The sequence below is a fragment of the Paenibacillus gorillae genome, from assembly GCF_000513275.1.
GTDB lineage: Bacteria > Bacillota > Bacilli > Paenibacillales > Paenibacillaceae > Pristimantibacillus > Pristimantibacillus gorillae.
Genome location: NZ_CBVJ010000100.1, coordinates 1 through 16,289 on the forward strand (window position 1 = coordinate 1; position 16,289 = coordinate 16,289).

A 16,289-nucleotide genomic window follows, 5' to 3' on the forward strand; every position below is an offset into this window, starting at 1 on the left:
GACCAAGCTGGAACTCAAATCGAGACACCTGCTTTCTCAGTTGATGCCGTGGATACAACAGCGGCTGGTGATACCTTGATCGAACGGGCCGTAGAATTCCACCCCTTCATAGCCGATAACCTTGACTCTGCGCAGCGTCGACTCCAGATCTCTCTGAAGCTCCTTGTATACCGAATACAATCCTAATGCAACCGATATCGAACCCACCGACACATCGCTCCCTTGTTATTCTCTAGCTCTGCCGAACCGCCCAGTTCGCGCCGTTCTTCATGAGCTGAATCATTTGAGGATCACCGAGCGCTTCCGGATTATGCCCCGGAGTCAGCGCCACAACTTTGCCTGTCCCAACCCCATGCGCCCATCCCCCTGCTGCCGTCACATGCTGGGAAGTGCTGAACAGAATCACATCGGTTCTTGTCGTGTCCACTTGACAGTAGTAGTGCTCGTCAAGAACGGTAAACGGCTCGATGCCCTCGATAATCGGGTGTTTGAAGCTAGTCGCCGGATTATTCGTCACCTCTACGTGATGGGGAGAATGCTCGACGAAGCGGCCGGAATTCAGCTCCATATAGAACGGGCTGTCCGGCTCGATGAGGACAAGCCCTGCATGGATGAACATCATGCCCATGCCGCTGCGCACCTGCTGGACAATTTGAAGCTGCTCTTCCGGGGTCAGATTCTCCTCGCCTTCGGGTCTTCCGTTAGTAAAGAACAGGGTCAAATCTGCCGCTCCCTCGGTCTCGATCAAATCTCTCGCCCGATCTGTGAGAATAACCTCCCACCGCTCCTCATCGAACACCTTCTCCATAACCGGATCGATGACTTCCTTCGGATGGTTAATATCATCGCGAATAATGTATACTTTGCTCTTCATAACACTTCGCTCCTCGCCATCATTTATAATTCCGTCCCTTCCCTTGCGGGAGGGGACGGGACGTTAGTTTTTTACTTTTTGGATGCAAGCCAAGCTTTGACTTGTTTTTCCACTTCCGTTCTAACCTTATCGAGACCTGCGGCTTTGGCTTTTTCCAGATATTTGTCATAAGCCTTATCCACATCGCTGAGAAGGCCTGCCTCCAGCGGGATTCCGAATTGGCTATTTACATCATTGAGCGCGGTATAATCCGTCTCGATGCTGCTCTTGTCTAAGACAAAGCCTTCGAAAATATCTGGAACCACTTTATTATTGATCTTCTCCATCATCGTGTCGTAATGCTCCCAAGCATCGCTCTTGCGCTTCTTGAAGTCTGCGTTGCTGAACATTCCGCTAGGGAAATAGTTGAAGGATGCGCCGTCCGCAATTTTAGACGTATCGATCATTCCGTCGGAAGTCAGGCTATAGTTAACGCCTTCCGTACCATAAGTAATGAGATCCCAGAGCTCTTCATGCTGCTGGATATAATCCAGTACCATCAGCGCTCTTTCCGGATTTTTGGCATTCGTCGAGATAGCCGCCATATTGCTGGTCGTGGAACCATGAAGAACGGAGTCCGGATTTGCTTCGAAATACATAAAGTAATTCAATTCCCAGCCTTCTGCGCTATGTTCATTTTTCACCTGCGTCGCATGGTTGTTATACCCAGGCAGCTGTTCGTTGAAGGATGCCGCCGCTACGCCGTTAAGCACCTGCGATACGCCCCAGTTCGTGCTGGTAAGAACGCTGGAGGACCAGAAGCCGCGGTCTGCCCAATCCTTCATTTTGTACATGTATTCTTTGAATTCAGGTGTCTCGATAACGCTGCGCACTTCGCCGTTTCTCGGGTCGTAAACAAAGTTGTACAGCCTGTCGTGAATTTCGTCGATGCCGATATAAGGCGTGGTGTAGATCCAGGAAGTCCCGTATACCTGACTCTGATAGTCATCGCTTGGGATGATATCCGGCTCCTTGTCCTTAATGCCTTGCAGATACGTCTCGATATCAGCCATGGACTTGATTTCAGGCAGATTGTGCTTCTTTCTTAAATCCTCTCTGTATACGAAGGCTGGCGCCGTTACGCCCGTTTCCAAACCGGGAACGCCGTAGATCTTTCCATTAACGGTTGCCGCATCCCACGTCGTCTTCGGAACTTTCCCCCAGAGATAAGGTGCGTACTTCGGCAGCAGATCGTCTAGCGGCATAAATGCATTCTTGGCAGCATAGCTTTGATAATCCAACCAGCCGGGAGCCGCCTGCATCAGGTCGTATGGTTCTCCGGAAGCAATAGCCAAGGCGTAGTTGTTTTTGTAGTCGTTGCCTGCCGCGTAGGTGAACTCGATCGTCGTATTAAGTTCCTTTTTCAATACGGTATTGAGCTTTTCCCAGTACTTCTTTGAGAGGTCCGTATTATTGGGCGCATCTGAAATCGCATACATTTTGAGCTTCACGTAATCCAGATCGCCTGTATACCCCGAGTTCGCATTGCCCTCAGCTGGCGCCTTTTCACTGCTGCACGCCACGGTGCCGAAGATCATCGCCGCTCCCACTAACCCCACTGTCAGTTTCTTCATTATCTTTCTCATCTTACACTTTCCTCCTCTTTTAAATAGGAATCGTTCCCGCTTTTTTGACCCTTTCCCCAATTTACAAAAAGTAGACTTATATAGTAACTTTCATTACTACCACTGTGTAATTATCCTTTTACCGCACCGATGGAAATACCTTGAACGAAGTACTTCTGCAGGAAAGGATATAAGAAAATAATGGGTCCCGTTGCCACGATTGCGTTCGCCAGCTTCTGCGTCTCCGTCGGCAGAATTTTACCGGTAAAGTTCTCCGCACCGACCGAAGCGATCTTGGAGGCGGCATTCAGAATGTTGTATAACCGGTATTGCAACGGCCACAAATCGGCTTTCGTAACATAAAGGGAAGCCAGGTACCAATCATTCCAGTAGGAAAGCGCCAGAAACAAGGCAATGGTGGCCAGGATCGGCTTAGACATCGGCACGACGATCTGCAACAGCGTACGAAACTCTCCGGCTCCTTCTATCCTGGCCGACTCCACGAGGGCTTCCGGAATAGTTTTCATAAAATTACGAATAAGCAAGATATAAAACGAGCTGCAGATGGCCGGAATGATCAACGCCCAAATGCTATCCTTTAATCCCAGCTTGGTAACCACGATATACCAGGGTACCAGGCCGCCGGAAAAAAGCGTCGTAAAGTAAATCATGAAAGAAACCACATTGCGATATTTCAATTCACTTCTGGAAATGGCGTAACCGCAGAGGGTCATCACCATCAGGCCGATCCCGGTTCCCGCCACGGTTACAAACAGACTCACGCCATAAGCTTTGGCAATTTGCGCAGGAAACAGGAAAATACTGCGGTAGCCGTCCAGGGAAAATCCTCTGGGCACAATGGAGTAACCGCTTTTCAGAATCTGCGCGCTGTCCGAAAAAGAACCGGAAATCACTAGAATAAAGGGCAGTGCACAAATGATGGACACGATTGAAAGAACGATATAGAAAAATATTTTTAATCCTCTTTCGCTGGCAGATAGCCTGTGTGTATTCATGGTTCTCGACTCTCCTTTTCTAGAATAAGGCGTTTTCCGGACTCACCTTACGTATGATCCTGTTGACGGTGATCACAAGGACAAAGCCAAATACGGATTGGTAAACACCAGCTGCCGTAGAAGTACCCAGATTGAAATTGACCGTCATCGCACGGTAAATGTAAGTATCCAGAACATCCGTTGCATAGAACAGCTGCCCGTTTCTCTGAATCAGGTTATAGAACAGTTCGAACTGTCCTCTCATGATACCGCCCAAGCTGAACAGCACGAGCATAATGAATGTCGGCTTTAACATCGGCAGTGTGATGTACCTGATCTCCTTGAACAGGTTGCAACCGTCGATTTTGGCCGCTTCGTAAACTTCCCGGTCAAAGCCCGTGATCGCAGCGAGATAGACAACCATCCCGAAGCCCGTACTTTTCCACAAGAAGAAAAGCGTAATGATAATCGGCCAGATCCATTCGATCATATACACGCTGACTCCACTCCCGCCCATAGCCTTCAGCAGCGAGTTGAGTACGCCGTAGTTGCTGTTGAAAATGTTATAAGCAATCGTACCTACGATAACGTAGGAAACAAAGTGCGGCAGCAGCATAATGGATTGCGATGTTCGCTTAAAGAGCCGTCCGACAATCGTTGTAAGCATGATCGCAAATATACACTGCATGAGATTTCCGAGGAGAATGAACACCAGATTGTACAGGATCGTGTTCTTGGTCAAGTAAACGATCGGTGCATCCCATCCGCCTGAAACGAAATACTGAAAGTTTTTCAATCCTACGAACGGACTGTGGAGAATCCCCTTGCCGAAGTCATAATCGATGAACGCATAGTACACGCCCATCATGGGGATATAGCTGAAAATCACAAAAAAGATCAATGCCGGAAGCGTCATTGCATATAAAGTCTTGTGTTTGTACAACTCCTTGAATACACCGCGCGTTACAGCACGCATCGCATCTACTCCCTTTACTATTGGTATCGGTACCAAAGACCTATTCTTGAGGGTGTTTCATTTCCAAATTGACCTGAAGACAGATTGTAAGCGGTACCAATATGATTTAAAAAAATATTCGACCCCGTTTTATCATTATCGGCACTATTATTCCCTAGTTCGAGCAATTTTGGTACCGGTACCAAAATGAAAGAAAAAAATATAAGCAACCTCTCTGTTTAACCTTTTTGGAATTTCAACCCCTAAGTTGAACTATAAATTATACAATTCCTCTTTGTCAAACATTAAATTTACATCGACACCCCCAAATGGCACCGCTTCCAAAATAGAATAAAAAATAAAAGTACCTTCTGTTTATCCGTTTTGGCGTTTCCACTTCCTACCATGAACTATAAATTAAACAATTCATCCTTGTCAACCACAATTCCAAAGATTTATTTTATATTTTTCGTGCAGAATCGTCATATTGGTATCGGTACCAAAATTACGCTGACTTCGTTGACTTTTAATTTTCACCATAATACAATTAAGAAAAATAAGTTTTTGCCTATTTATACCCGTTTTTACCTGTTTCTTTAAGCTTATGCTCACATCTTGCACAATCCTGGTACCGGTTTCAATAACATATGCTGGCGGTTTTGTATAGATGTTATAAAAGAGAGGATTTTTTTTATGTCAGATGATCGGAAAAAGCTTACGATATACCAAATCGCGGAGTTAAGCGGAGTGTCCGTTTCTACCATATCCCGCGTTATCAACAACAGCCCTTACGTTTCCGCAAGGACCAAGGCGCGCGTGACCGATATCATTAATAAACACAACTTCTCGCCAAGCTCCTTGGCCCGTGCCATGACCAGCAACCATACGAAAACACTCGGAGTCATCGTATCGGATATTACGAATCCTTACTTCAGCGAGCTATATTTGGAGATTCAGCGCTACGCGGTAGATTTAGGGTATTCTATCATTCTATGCAACACCTTTTACGGAGGGTCCAACCACGGCGTTTCCGATGCGATACCGGAAAATACCTATTTTCAGATGATACTGGATAAGCAGGTAGACGGTGTATTGATTTTGGGCGGCGAGATCGACCGGGATCACATTTCGGAGGCCTATAAAGAAGCCTTGAATCGGATGGGCAAGCAAGTTCCGGTCGTCATTCTGGGACAATCCGTTCCGGATTGCAATTGTATTTTCCTGAACCGGAATTTAAGCGGCGGCATACCTGCCCTCATTCATCATCTGCTGGCGCTGGGTCGCCGCAAGATCGGCTTTGTCGGAGGTGAGGAAGGAATTCGTACGACCACGGCCAGGCTAACCGCCTATACGCAGACGCTGAAGAATCTGGGAATCTCCCTTGACCCCTCCCTGATCTCTTTGAGCAATTATTATGCACCGGACGGCTATCGAGCGATGACCAAGCTGCTGGAGCAACCGGAAACGACCCCAACCGCAATCATATGCATGAACGATGCGGTGGCGCAGGGGGCCATACGGGCGATAAACGACAAAGGACTGAGTGTTCCGCAAGATATCTCCGTTGCCAGCTGCGATCAGTTTCCCTCCGGCGAATATACCAGCCCCCGCCTGACAACGCTGGACCAGCAGAATAGCTACCTGGGACGTATGTCCATCATGACCTTAATAAACGCTATTAATAATGATTCGGAAGGGATCAGCATTTCTCATCAGCCCCGTTTAATCATCCGTGAATCTTGCGGTGCCCATCTCGGTTTTCAATTCCAACAATAGCAGCCAGGCCATCGACCCGAACGAAAAAACGCAAGGGGGAGCTTCCTATATGGAACGAAAAATCCATGTCACCATATTTAACGAGCACAACCAGGACCGCCACGAGCCCGTAAAATCAGTCTATCCCGATGGCATTCATGCCGCTATCGCCCAGGCTTTTCATGGCTATGATGATTTTGAAGTGACGATTGCCACCCAGGATATGCCTTCCCATGGACTTTCCGAAGAAATTCTGGCAGCTACCGATGTCCTGATCTGGTGGAGCCACATCGACAACGCCGCCTTTGATGATACGATCGCTAACCGCATTTGCTATCATGTCGTGAACCGCGGAATGGGCTTTATCGCCCTTCATTCCGCCATCTTTTCGAAGCCTTGGCAAAGAATGCTCGGCATCTATTATGATGCCGGTCTTTGGGGACGCTTTCGTACCATGCCCAAGGGGGAAAAAGAACGCGTCTGGGTCACCAACCCCGGCCATCCCATCGCCTATGGCATTAACGATTGCATCGAAATTCCCGCGGATGAAATGTACGGCGAGCCGCAGCTGATTCCCGAACCGGATCAGACCGTCTTTATTGCCTGGTGGGAGGGCGGCGATGTATGCCGCAGCGGCAACGTTTATTACCGAGGGAGAGGCAAACTGTTTCAGTTCACTCCCGGACACGAAACGTTTCCGATTCTGTACCAGAAGGAAATCCATCAGGTGCTGCGGAATGCCGCAAAATGGATGGCTCCGAGTCCCGATATGACGATTCCAACATCGGCCGACGGTTACCTTCCCCGCGATGCCCGCGAAAATCTGGACCACAAACGATAAGAAAGGCTGGTGTTAAGCGGATGTATGCAAAACATAAACAAAAAGGGATTCATCACGTTTGTCTGCGCGTGCCTAATTTACATGTTACCGCAAACTTTTACAGAAACGCCTTTGATGCCGAGCTGGTTGCAGAATGGGGCGCGGAGGGGAAAGAAGATCACGCCTTTATTCTGGATCTGGGCACTGGCGATTACTTGGAGATATTCGGAAGCTCCGAGCCGTTTGCCCTTGGCAAATGGCAGCATGTCGCGATTTGGACCGACAACATAGAAGCCGCTTTTGAAAAAGCAATTGCGAGCGGAGCCACAGTCGCCTCCATGCCTGCCATCTCCCGCATTCCTACCCGCTCCGGCCAGGTTGTTCATATGAAATACGGCTTTCTGAATGCGCCTGGAGGAGAAACCGTGGAACTGATCCAGCATCTAGAGGCGGATGCCTCTCTTTAAGCAAGAATAGTGATCAGACTTATGGAAAAAGCGATACTTCCGGAAAATCCGGATCGGGTGTCGCTTTTTTCATTTACAATAAGCCGATTGCCAGATAAACCGCCGTTCCCCACATAAACAGGGCGGAGCATTTATTTAACCCGATAAATATTCGAGCCGGTATTCTCATTCTCTTCAAGGCTGCACCGGCAGCCGCTAGGCCGAAGAACCAGACCCAAGACGCCAGCACGCAAGCAAGGGTGAACCCCAGTTGTTCTTGTCCGCTATATTTCACAGCACTTGTGCCAATGACGCCGATCGTGTCTAACAGGGCATGTGGGTTTAACAGCGAGACCGACAGCGCAAAAACGATCTGTTTTTTCAGAGGCATCGCTTCTGCCCCATCCATATTTGCAGCTCCCGAGAACCAAATCACTTTGCCCATGTATACAAGAAATAGGATTCCTCCCGCCAATAATACGAGCCGCAGCCACTCAAACTGCAAAACGATCAACGACAGCCCCAGAATGGCCAGCACGATGAGCACCGTATCGCAAATAGCAGCCGTAATCATTGCCGGCATTGCCCTAAATAGACTCGGCTGCGTAACGCCCTGCGTAAATACGAATACATTCTGTGCCCCCAGCGGCAAAATAAGTCCAAAGGCCAGCATAATTCCATGTAGTACCGCTTCCATCGTTCCACTCCTTTCTTCTCTATCTTACCTGTGCTATAAATAGAGAAAAGGTCCAATTGGATGGCTGAATTTCCACCCAATTTTTTCGAATAAGGAGTCCACATGAACTGGCAACCGAATCGCTCATTACCTCTTAGCTTATCCAAGCAAATCGTACAGTGGATGACGGAACAAATTGAAAACGGCGAGTGGCCGATCGGCACCAAGCTCCCCCCGCAGCGCAAGCTTGCCCTGTCATTTGGCGTGAATCGCAGTACGCTGCAGGAAGCGTTAGACGAACTGAAAGCTAATGGACTTTTATCCTCCAAGACGGGCTCAGCTACGTATGTCTCCAATGATTCATGGAACGTTCTGGTGAAGCAGAAGCAGACCAATTGGCAGCAGTATATTGAGGCGAGCATACACAAATCCAACTTTCAAACGATTCAGCTCATTAATGAATTTGAGCAGGATGATTCCGTAATCCGATTAGGCACAGGCGAGCTAAGCCCTTCCTTATTGCCATCGGCGGCGATTCATGCCTCGCTCAGCGGGCTCTATCTGGACGGCAAAACGATCGGCTACTCTTCCCCGCAAGGCAGCTTGTCTCTGCGGCAGGCAATTTGCAGCTATGTGCGAAAAAGGGGCATCATCACCTCTCCCGAGAACATTTGCATCGTCTCCGGTGCTCTGCAAGCACTGCAGCTGATCTCGCTCGGATTGCTTGAAGCCGGCTCTATCGTACTGCAGGACCGGTTCTCTTATTTGAATTCGATCCATACGTTTCAATCGTTTGGGATGCAGCTGCATGGCTTGTCCGAGCATCACTACACTTTGGACATGATTCAGCGGATTCGGCGAAAAAGGCAAGCCATTCTCTATACGATTCCGACGCTTCATAATCCAAGCGGCAGAAGTATGACGACTCAGCAGAAAAAAGAGCTGTACGCCCTATGCGAATCGGCACAGCTGCCGATTATCGAGGATGATGTTTATTCCGAATTGCTGTTCGAGGAGGAGCCCGCGTCTGCGCCTGCAATGAAAGCTATGGACGAAACGGGCGGGGTTCTCTATATCGGCAGTGTATCCAAGACGCTAAGTCCAGGACTCCGGATTGGCTGGGTCATTGCTTCCACCCCTGTCATTCAACGATTAGCCGATATTAAAATGCAGATGGATTACGGCTCAAGCGCGATCTCGCAGCAGATTGTTGAGCATTGGCTGCGAACCGGCCTATACCAAGAACATATCAAGGGGTTGAGAACGGAGCTCCGACGCCGCGCTGAGCTGATGGACAGCTTGTTACAGCAGCATTTTCAAGACATCGCCTCTTGGGAAAAGCCGCAAGGCGGCTTCTACATTTGGTTAAAATTTCACGAGCCGATTGTCACCACCAGCTTGTTCATGCAGCTGCTGAAGAATAAGGTGCTCATTAATCCCGGCTACATTTATGCTGCGGATGATACGCATCATATCCGGCTGTCATTCGCCTATGGCTCGGATGCAGAGCTTGAACAGGGCCTGGACATTCTCTATCAGCAAGCAGCTCTCCAATTAAACAAGCATCGTTAGCCATGACGCTAACGATGCTTGTTTTCCGTCTGTTGGACAATCCTCGCCGGAATACAACTTACATTATTGTGCCCATTCCTTGCCCCATTTTTTCATCGCTTTCAAGACGACGTGAAAGGACTGCCCTTTCTCGGTTAATGCATATTCGACGGTAGCCGGAACTGTTGGAAAAACAGTCCTTGTAATCATCTCTTCCTGCTCCAAATGCCGTAACGATGCGGTTAATGCAGTTGGACTAATCCCATTGATTAATCTCGCTAATTCATTAAAACGTCTCGTTCCCTCATATAATTCTCGCAAAACTAAAAAAGCCCACTTATTCCCAATAATACGCAATGATGCTTCGATTGAACAAGGTATATCCTCCAAAAAAACGCCTCATTTCACTTACATAATAATAGTTAGTACAGCTAATTGTACTATAACAATAATAATTCACTACTTTTATTTTAGTAGCAGATTGTCTAGAATAACAAGAGTAATTTACAAGACATCAAGGAGGCACATTCATGGAATACACAAATATTAAAGGCACGAACATAGAGCAGGCATCTAGAATTGCACTTGGCACATGGGCAATCGGCGGCTGGATGTGGGGCGGCACAGATGAGAAAGAGGCAATCCATACGATTCATACCGCCCTTGATTTAGGGATTAATGTCATTGATACGGCTCCGGTGTACGGATTCGGACAATCTGAGCTTATTGTAGGCAAAGCTGTCGCTGAAGCCGGCAATCGCGATAACATCATTTTGGCAACGAAAGTGGCACTGGATTGGGAAGAAGACCGGCTGTTCCGTAACGCTTCTAAAGCAAGGATTTTAAAAGAATTCGACGACTCGCTCAAAAGACTCCAAACAGATTACATCGATGTATACCAAGTTCATTGGCCAGATGCGAAGGTGCCCGCAGAGGAAACAGCGGATACCTTGAACAAGCTATTCCAAGCTGGAAAAATACGCGCTATCGGTGTTAGTAATTATTCCCCGGAGCAAATGAAGGAATTCAGTGCAATTGCACCGATTCACACGATTCAGCCTCCGTACAATTTATTTGAACGAGAGATCGAGACGACGGGAGTGCTGCCATACGCACAAGAGCATGAACTTACCTCTCTGTTTTACGGAAGTCTGTGCAGAGGACTGTTAAGCGGCAGAATGACGGCGGACAGTAAATTTGACGGCGACGATCTGCGGAATAACGATCCGAAATTCCAGCCGCAGCGCTTGCCGCAATATTTGGCCGCTGTCGATGAATTGAGCAAATGGGTTCAAGAAGCTTATGGCAAAGGAATCCTTCAATTGGCCGTCCGCTGGCTGCTGGATCAGCCCGGATCAAGCATTGCCCTGTGGGGAGCGCGCAAACCTTCGCAATTAGATGCTGTAAAAGAGGTTGAAGGCTGGCACTTGTCCAAAGCCGACTACGCCATCATTAATGACATTATCGACCGGCATGTTACAGACCCGGTAGGGCCAGAGTTTATGGCGCCACCACTGTAACGATTTGAAACAAAATGAGGGTCAAGGCTTACATGCCTTGGCCCTCTATTCATTCCCTGAATCCTATTTCTTAATTAGCCTAATACTCATAAAATCGTTCGCCTTCATGAACCGCATGGATATCCTTTAACGGCGAGTATCCGAACAGTCTCTTATATTCCCTGGTAAATTGTGTCGAACTGTTGTAACCTACCCGCAGAGCCGTCTCCGTTACATTGCGCTCGCCTGCCAGCAGCAGTCTGCGCGCTTCTTGAAGCCGCAGCCGTTTCTGATATTGGAGCGGAGCCATTGCTGTTACCTCTTTAAATTTGTAGTGCAGGTTCGATACGCTCATATTGCCCAGTTCCGCCAGTTCGCCAATTGAGAACGGACTGTCATAATGGGATGTAATCCAATTAATCACTTTACTGATCCCCGAAGCTTCATGGTGCAGCATCATATTGCGATAGAAGTACGTCCCCTCTTCACCGTCCAGCAAACGGTAAATAATTTCCCGTTTAACGGCAGAGGCTAAATAATTAGCCGCCCGGCTATCTGCCGTCAGCCGAAGAAGCCGTTCAAACGCTTCAAACACTTCTAGACCCGGCTTGCCCACAAAAACTCCAGATTGGCGGGTTCCCTCTTGCAGTTGAAAGTGAAGATCAGCGTCCAGAGCTACAGTAGACACTTCTTCAGGTGTAAGCTCTATTCGGAAAGCGATATATGGAAGGTCGGCTGAGGCTTGCAGCACCTGTCCATTCACCGGCATATCGACACTGGCTGCCATATAATCGCCCGCTCCATATTCCAGTGCCTTATCACCCGCCTGAAGCTTCTTCACTCCCTGTAAAACAATACAAAACGATGGCTTAAGCACCCCATGAGATATGGGTGTAGCCTTCATTTCTTTTAGCACCGTTAGAAACGGAATTGCGGTCTGGTGCACGCCAGAAGTCACCGGAAATTGCAGACCGGCTGCCAGCAGACGGTTCAGGACTGCCTTCATATCCTCTCCATTGGACTGGATCATTGTGCAGCCTCCTCGTTCCTTTATTTTCGCTTCATTTAAGCCTTATTAAACCACTAGAAACTCCTTAATGCAACGTCCGGACCAACTATCAAGCAGAGTTGATCAATTCCAAGCCTCCGTATGAGACCTAACCGAACATCTGTCATTCAAGAGGATTAGGCAGAAACTGTGTATGAATGAACTATTATCGTCCTTGCGTCTATACGATAATGAGTTTGTACCCGGAAGGCAAAAATTCCTCGCCGGATATCCGATCTAATGAATCCCAACAAGGAGGCGTTATGAAATGAAGTATAAAACACTCGGCAATACAGGATTGCTCGTATCTCAGCTTGCACTCGGCACCATGACCTTCAGCAGAGGGCAGCAGTTTTATAAAACCTTTGGAGAGGTCGGACAGGCTGAGGCCGATCAACTGGTCGCCGCCAGCATTGAAGCCGGCATTAATTTCTTTGATACGGCAGACGTGTACGCCGATGGCGATAGCGAGCAGATTTTGGGCCAATCCTTCCGCAACCTGGGCATTGCCCGTAAAGATATTGTGCTCGCTACCAAGGTTTACAGCCGTGTCGGCCCCGGCCAAAATGACGTTGGTGCCTCAAGGGGTCATATTATGGATGCTGTGGATGCCAGCCTGAAACGGCTGCAAACCGACTATATCGACCTGTATCAAATTCACGCCGACGATTATTTAACTCCCGTAGAAGAAACGCTGCGGGCGCTGGACGATCTTGTTACACAAGGCAAAGTCCGCTACATCGGCGTGTCCAACTGGCAAGCTTGGAAAATCGCTCGTGCGCATGGCGTATCGGAGCGTAAAAATATGGCCCGCTTCGAAACGCTTCAGGCCTACTACTCCCTTGCGGGACGGGACTTGGAGCGAGAATTGGTGCCCATGCTGGAAGCGGAGAAAATGGGGCTGCTCATCTGGAGTCCGCTGGCCGGCGGTCTCCTGTCAGGCCGATACAACCGTCACAATCAAAAGTCCGAAGGCTCACGCCGCTCGGAATTCGATTTTCCGATTGTAGACAAGGAGCGTGCTTGGAACATCATGGATGTTCTTACGCCTATGGCAGAGGCAAGAGGCTGCAGCCCGGCTCGAATTGCGCTAGCTTGGCTGCTGTCCAAACCAGTAGTAACCTCTATCATGGTCGGTGCAAAGCGAATCGAGCAATTGGAGGATAATCTAGCCGCCATCGATCTGGAACTGACGCAGGAAGAAATTCGACTGCTTGATGAAGTCAGCGCGCTTCCGCCTGAATATCCCGGCTGGATGCTAGAGGCTCAAAGTGCTGCACGCCTTGCTCCCGCTAACATTACGGATTTTATAATAAAAAAGTAAAAGCTGAATAGGTGTGATCAACGCCGCCCCTGCCAAGTCTAATGGGGGCGGCTTCTTTCTGTTCACATTTTCCAATATAAATTCAATATTTCGTTACATTTATAGCCCTATCGAGTTATTTCACTTCGGCTTGGCAAGGCGCATACTTAATTCAGATCACCATTGTGAAATACATCACATAGTAGGAAGGCGAGGAAATTGATGAAATCCGAGAAGAAATCCGTCCAGCAAGAAAAAAAGTTAATTGTGCTATGCGCCGTTGTCGCCCTGCTGATGCTGCTGTCCATTGCCCGCAAAATCTTTAGTTAACTCCGTCTCCGTATACATCTTGCACAAACTAACAACTTTATGAAGGAGCAATTATATGTTCAATGGATATGATCCCGTCGTCTACAGCCGAATGTTAACCTCTTTAACGTTAGGCTTTCATATTATTTACGCCACCATTGGTGTTGGCGTCCCGTTAATGATCGCACTGGCAGAATGGATTGGCATTAAGCGGAATGACCCGCACTATCTGCTGCTTGCGCGCCGCTGGGCTCGCGGTTTTGTCATTACCGTCGCCGTTGGCGTGGTGACCGGCACCGCAATCGGCCTGCAGCTCAGCTTATTATGGCCCAGTTTCATGCGCGTCGCGGGACAGTCCATTTCGCTGCCGCTGTTTCTGGAGACGTTCGCTTTCTTTTTCGAAGCGATCTTTCTCGGTATTTATCTCTACACGTGGGATCGCTTCAAAAATCGGATGACCCACTTCCTGCTGCTCATCCCGGTTGTGATTGGCTCTTCTGCTTCGGCGTTTTTCATTACGATCGTCAACGCGTTTATGAATTATCCGGTTGGCTTCAAGCTGACGGACGGCGTCATTTCTGACGTAAATCCGATTGCCGCTATGTTGAGTCCGGCGATGCCGACCAAGGTCGCCCATGTTCTCTCGTCCGCTTACTTAACCTGTGCTTTTATACTGGCTGCCTTAACTGCATGGAAGCTGCTCAAAGGCAAAGATCATGTCTACTACAAAAAAGCGCTAAAGCTCACGATGGTCAGCGCGTTTATCTTCATGATTTCCACCGCCCTGATCGGAGATCTTTCGGGCAAATACTTGGCCAAATATCAGCCGGAAAAGCTGGCAGCAGCCGAATGGCACTTCGACACGGCGGCTAAAGCGCCGCTCGTTCTTGGCGGGGTGCTGACCAAAGATAATGAAATAAAATATGGACTGGAAATCCCGTACGGGCTTAGCATTTTGGCCCATAGCAACCCTTTTGCCGTCGTAAAGGGACTAAATGATTTTCCAGAGGATGAACGTCCTCCGCTGTGGATTCATTATTTATTCGATATCAAAATGGGCTACGTCGCCTTCATGGTGGCCGTCTCGCTTCTATTCGTCATCGAAATGATCCGAAAGCGCGGCAATGTGTACCGCCGTTGGCTGTTATTCGCCATAGTTGCCGCTGCGCCAATCGCTATGCTCACGATCGAACATGGCTGGATTTTCTCCGAAGTCGGCAGACAGCCTTGGATTTTACGGGGCCTCATGCGCACGACAGAAGGAGCTACAACATCCGAGCACGTCGATTTGATGCTATGGCTGTTCACACTGCTGTACGTCGGATTAGGCATTTCATCGGTCCGGGTGCTGCTAAAAATGTTCAAAAACAATCATGCGGAAGATGAATTAGCCGCATTCGGGAAGGAGGCCAGCGAGCGCACATGAGCTATGAAGTGGTAGGCATAACGGTATTATGGACGTTTCTGTTCGGCTATCTCATTGTCGCCTCGATTGATTTCGGGGCCGGATTTTTCAGCTATTACAGCTCCATTACCGGAACCAGGCATGTGATCCATGCCATTATCAACCGTTATTTATCTCCGGTGTGGGAAGTAACGAATGTGTTTCTTGTTTTCTTTTTTGTCGGGTTTATCGGCTTCTTCCCGGATACGGCCTATTATTACGGCACCGCGCTGCTCATTCCCGGCAGTATTGCCATTGTTCTGTTAGCGGTACGCGGAGCTTATTATGCTTTCAATCATTACGGCTCCCGCAGCAAGAAAATCTATACCCTGATGTACGGCGCGAGTGGTCTGCTCATTCCAGCGGCCCTATCCACGGTGCTGACTATTTCAGAAGGCGGATATATTAAAGTCGGCGAGGACGGCAAGGTGGTGTTTTTGGCTAGGGAGCTGTTCACCAGCAGCTATTCTTGGGCAGTCGTTCTGCTTGCGTTGGTCAGCGTCCTGTATATTTCAGCGATGTTCCTAAGCTTCTACGCGCATAAAGCCGGGGATTTCCCCGCTTTCCAGGTTGTCCGGAAATATGCGCTGGCCTGGAGCCTGCCGACGATAATCAGCAGCTTGCTCGTCTTTTTCGCCATTCATAGCCATAATCGGGAGCACTTCAACAACATGCTGGACCGGTCCTGGATGTTCGCCCTGTCCTTCGTCTTTTTCCTCATTGCGGTGTACTTCGTATGGAAAAAGACCCGGCTTGGCCTGTCGTTTATTTGTGTTATTTTACAATTTGCGTTCGCCTTCTACGGCTATGGCTCTGCCCATCTGCCTTACATTCTGTATCCGTACTTGACGATACATGATAATTTCACCAGCCCGTCCATGGCGATTGCGCTAATTGTTGCGTTCATACTTGGGTTGCTGCTGCTCATTCCGTCGCTGTATCTGCTAATGAGGCTGTTCTTGTTCAACACCTCTTACGTCAAAGGAAACACCAAATAATTGTAAAGAAAG

Annotated in this window: 16 protein-coding genes; 8 read left to right on the plus strand and 8 right to left on the minus strand. The window is 48.5% G+C overall.

What is annotated here, in order from left to right; translation table 11 throughout:
* Window positions 1–36: 36 nt before the first annotated feature.
* The 5 genes from TY10_RS30795 to TY10_RS18625 all read right to left on the minus strand — a co-directional run bounded on the left by TY10_RS30795 (window position 37) and on the right by TY10_RS18625 (window position 4,449).
* Entirely contained in the window at window positions 37–207 is a 171-nt protein-coding gene (locus TY10_RS30795) for a hypothetical protein (RefSeq protein WP_162160629.1), read from the minus strand.
* Window positions 208–232: 25 nt separating this feature from the next.
* Entirely contained in the window at window positions 233–874 is a 642-nt protein-coding gene (locus TY10_RS18610) for a ThuA domain-containing protein (protein ID WP_042166706.1), read from the minus strand.
* A 71-nt stretch (window positions 875–945) separates the two neighbouring features.
* Window positions 946–2,499, minus strand: a complete 1,554-nt coding sequence (locus TY10_RS18615) for an extracellular solute-binding protein (protein ID WP_042166708.1) — start codon at window positions 2,497–2,499, stop codon at window positions 946–948.
* Between the two features lie 110 nt (window positions 2,500–2,609).
* A complete protein-coding gene (locus tag TY10_RS18620; protein ID WP_042166710.1) occupies window positions 2,610–3,494 on the minus strand; it encodes a carbohydrate ABC transporter permease in 885 nt (294 codons plus the stop codon).
* A gap of 19 nt (window positions 3,495–3,513) precedes the next feature.
* Window positions 3,514–4,449, minus strand: a complete 936-nt coding sequence (locus TY10_RS18625; RefSeq protein ID WP_052350635.1) for an ABC transporter permease — start codon at window positions 4,447–4,449, stop codon at window positions 3,514–3,516.
* Window positions 4,450–5,121: 672 nt separating this feature from the next.
* Between TY10_RS18625 and TY10_RS18630 the strand changes: the two genes are divergently transcribed.
* From TY10_RS18630 to TY10_RS29960, 3 genes are read left to right on the plus strand one after another with little or no spacing between them, the layout of a single operon-like run.
* Window positions 5,122–6,204, plus strand: a complete 1,083-nt coding sequence (locus tag TY10_RS18630) for a LacI family DNA-binding transcriptional regulator (RefSeq protein WP_042166716.1) — start codon at window positions 5,122–5,124, stop codon at window positions 6,202–6,204.
* Between the two features lie 49 nt (window positions 6,205–6,253).
* Window positions 6,254–7,024, plus strand: coding sequence for a ThuA domain-containing protein (locus TY10_RS18635; RefSeq protein ID WP_042166718.1), 771 nt, complete (start codon window positions 6,254–6,256; stop codon window positions 7,022–7,024).
* 20 nt (window positions 7,025–7,044) lie between these two features.
* Complete coding sequence (locus TY10_RS29960; protein WP_042166720.1) at window positions 7,045–7,470, plus strand: VOC family protein; 426 nt, start codon at window positions 7,045–7,047, stop codon at window positions 7,468–7,470.
* 73 nt (window positions 7,471–7,543) lie between these two features.
* Here the strand turns inward: TY10_RS29960 and TY10_RS18645 are convergent, their stop codons facing one another.
* Window positions 7,544–8,146, minus strand: coding sequence for a LysE/ArgO family amino acid transporter (locus TY10_RS18645; RefSeq protein ID WP_042166722.1), 603 nt, complete (start codon window positions 8,144–8,146; stop codon window positions 7,544–7,546).
* Between the two features lie 102 nt (window positions 8,147–8,248).
* On the opposite strand from TY10_RS18645, the gene TY10_RS18650 reads away from it, so the two are divergent.
* Entirely contained in the window at window positions 8,249–9,697 is a 1,449-nt protein-coding gene (locus TY10_RS18650; RefSeq protein WP_042166724.1) for an aminotransferase-like domain-containing protein, read from the plus strand.
* Window positions 9,698–9,760: 63 nt separating this feature from the next.
* On the opposite strand, the gene TY10_RS18655 is transcribed toward TY10_RS18650, so the two are convergent.
* Window positions 9,761–10,066: a winged helix-turn-helix transcriptional regulator gene (locus TY10_RS18655; protein ID WP_042166726.1), complete on the minus strand. Its 306-nt coding sequence runs from the start codon at window positions 10,064–10,066 to the stop codon at window positions 9,761–9,763.
* Between the two features lie 140 nt (window positions 10,067–10,206).
* On the opposite strand from TY10_RS18655, the gene TY10_RS18660 reads away from it, so the two are divergent.
* Entirely contained in the window at window positions 10,207–11,196 is a 990-nt protein-coding gene (locus TY10_RS18660) for an aldo/keto reductase (RefSeq protein ID WP_042166728.1), read from the plus strand.
* A gap of 79 nt (window positions 11,197–11,275) precedes the next feature.
* Here the strand turns inward: TY10_RS18660 and TY10_RS18665 are convergent, their stop codons facing one another.
* Complete coding sequence (locus tag TY10_RS18665; RefSeq protein ID WP_052350636.1) at window positions 11,276–12,205, minus strand: AraC family transcriptional regulator; 930 nt, start codon at window positions 12,203–12,205, stop codon at window positions 11,276–11,278.
* A 286-nt stretch (window positions 12,206–12,491) separates the two neighbouring features.
* Here TY10_RS18665 and TY10_RS18670 point away from each other — a divergent pair, with 286 nt between their 5' ends.
* The 3 genes from TY10_RS18670 to TY10_RS18680 all read left to right on the plus strand — a co-directional run bounded on the left by TY10_RS18670 (window position 12,492) and on the right by TY10_RS18680 (window position 16,277).
* Window positions 12,492–13,547: an aldo/keto reductase gene (locus TY10_RS18670; protein WP_042166730.1), complete on the plus strand. Its 1,056-nt coding sequence runs from the start codon at window positions 12,492–12,494 to the stop codon at window positions 13,545–13,547.
* Window positions 13,548–13,911: 364 nt separating this feature from the next.
* Complete coding sequence (locus tag TY10_RS18675; RefSeq protein WP_042166732.1) at window positions 13,912–15,261, plus strand: cytochrome ubiquinol oxidase subunit I; 1,350 nt, start codon at window positions 13,912–13,914, stop codon at window positions 15,259–15,261.
* Entirely contained in the window at window positions 15,258–16,277 is a 1,020-nt protein-coding gene (locus TY10_RS18680; protein WP_042166734.1) for a cytochrome d ubiquinol oxidase subunit II, read from the plus strand. Before TY10_RS18675 ends, TY10_RS18680 begins: the two co-directional genes overlap by 4 nt.
* The last annotated feature ends 12 nt before the right edge of the window (window positions 16,278–16,289 follow it).

Excerpts from the sequence above, each read along its gene's own strand:
- TY10_RS18615 (WP_042166708.1), bottom strand. The coding sequence starts at position 2,499 with ATGAGAAAGATAATGAAGAAACTGACAGTGGGGTTAGTGGGAGCGGCG.
- TY10_RS18620 (WP_042166710.1), bottom strand. The coding sequence starts at position 3,494 with ATGAATACACACAGGCTATCTGCCAGCGAAAGAGGATTAAAAATATTT.
- TY10_RS18635 (WP_042166718.1), top strand. The coding sequence starts at position 6,254 with ATGGAACGAAAAATCCATGTCACCATATTTAACGAGCACAACCAGGAC.
- TY10_RS18650 (WP_042166724.1), top strand. The coding sequence starts at position 8,249 with ATGAACTGGCAACCGAATCGCTCATTACCTCTTAGCTTATCCAAGCAA.
- TY10_RS18675 (WP_042166732.1), top strand. The coding sequence starts at position 13,912 with ATGTTCAATGGATATGATCCCGTCGTCTACAGCCGAATGTTAACCTCT.
- TY10_RS18665 (WP_052350636.1), bottom strand. The coding sequence starts at position 12,205 with ATGATCCAGTCCAATGGAGAGGATATGAAGGCAGTCCTGAACCGTCTG.
- TY10_RS18610 (WP_042166706.1), bottom strand. The coding sequence starts at position 874 with ATGAAGAGCAAAGTATACATTATTCGCGATGATATTAACCATCCGAAG.
- TY10_RS18625 (WP_052350635.1), bottom strand. The coding sequence starts at position 4,449 with ATGCGTGCTGTAACGCGCGGTGTATTCAAGGAGTTGTACAAACACAAG.
- TY10_RS18660 (WP_042166728.1), top strand. The coding sequence starts at position 10,207 with ATGGAATACACAAATATTAAAGGCACGAACATAGAGCAGGCATCTAGA.
- TY10_RS18680 (WP_042166734.1), top strand. The coding sequence starts at position 15,258 with ATGAGCTATGAAGTGGTAGGCATAACGGTATTATGGACGTTTCTGTTC.
- TY10_RS18645 (WP_042166722.1), bottom strand. The coding sequence starts at position 8,146 with ATGGAAGCGGTACTACATGGAATTATGCTGGCCTTTGGACTTATTTTG.
- TY10_RS18670 (WP_042166730.1), top strand. The coding sequence starts at position 12,492 with ATGAAGTATAAAACACTCGGCAATACAGGATTGCTCGTATCTCAGCTT.
- TY10_RS29960 (WP_042166720.1), top strand. The coding sequence starts at position 7,045 with ATGTATGCAAAACATAAACAAAAAGGGATTCATCACGTTTGTCTGCGC.
- TY10_RS18630 (WP_042166716.1), top strand. The coding sequence starts at position 5,122 with ATGTCAGATGATCGGAAAAAGCTTACGATATACCAAATCGCGGAGTTA.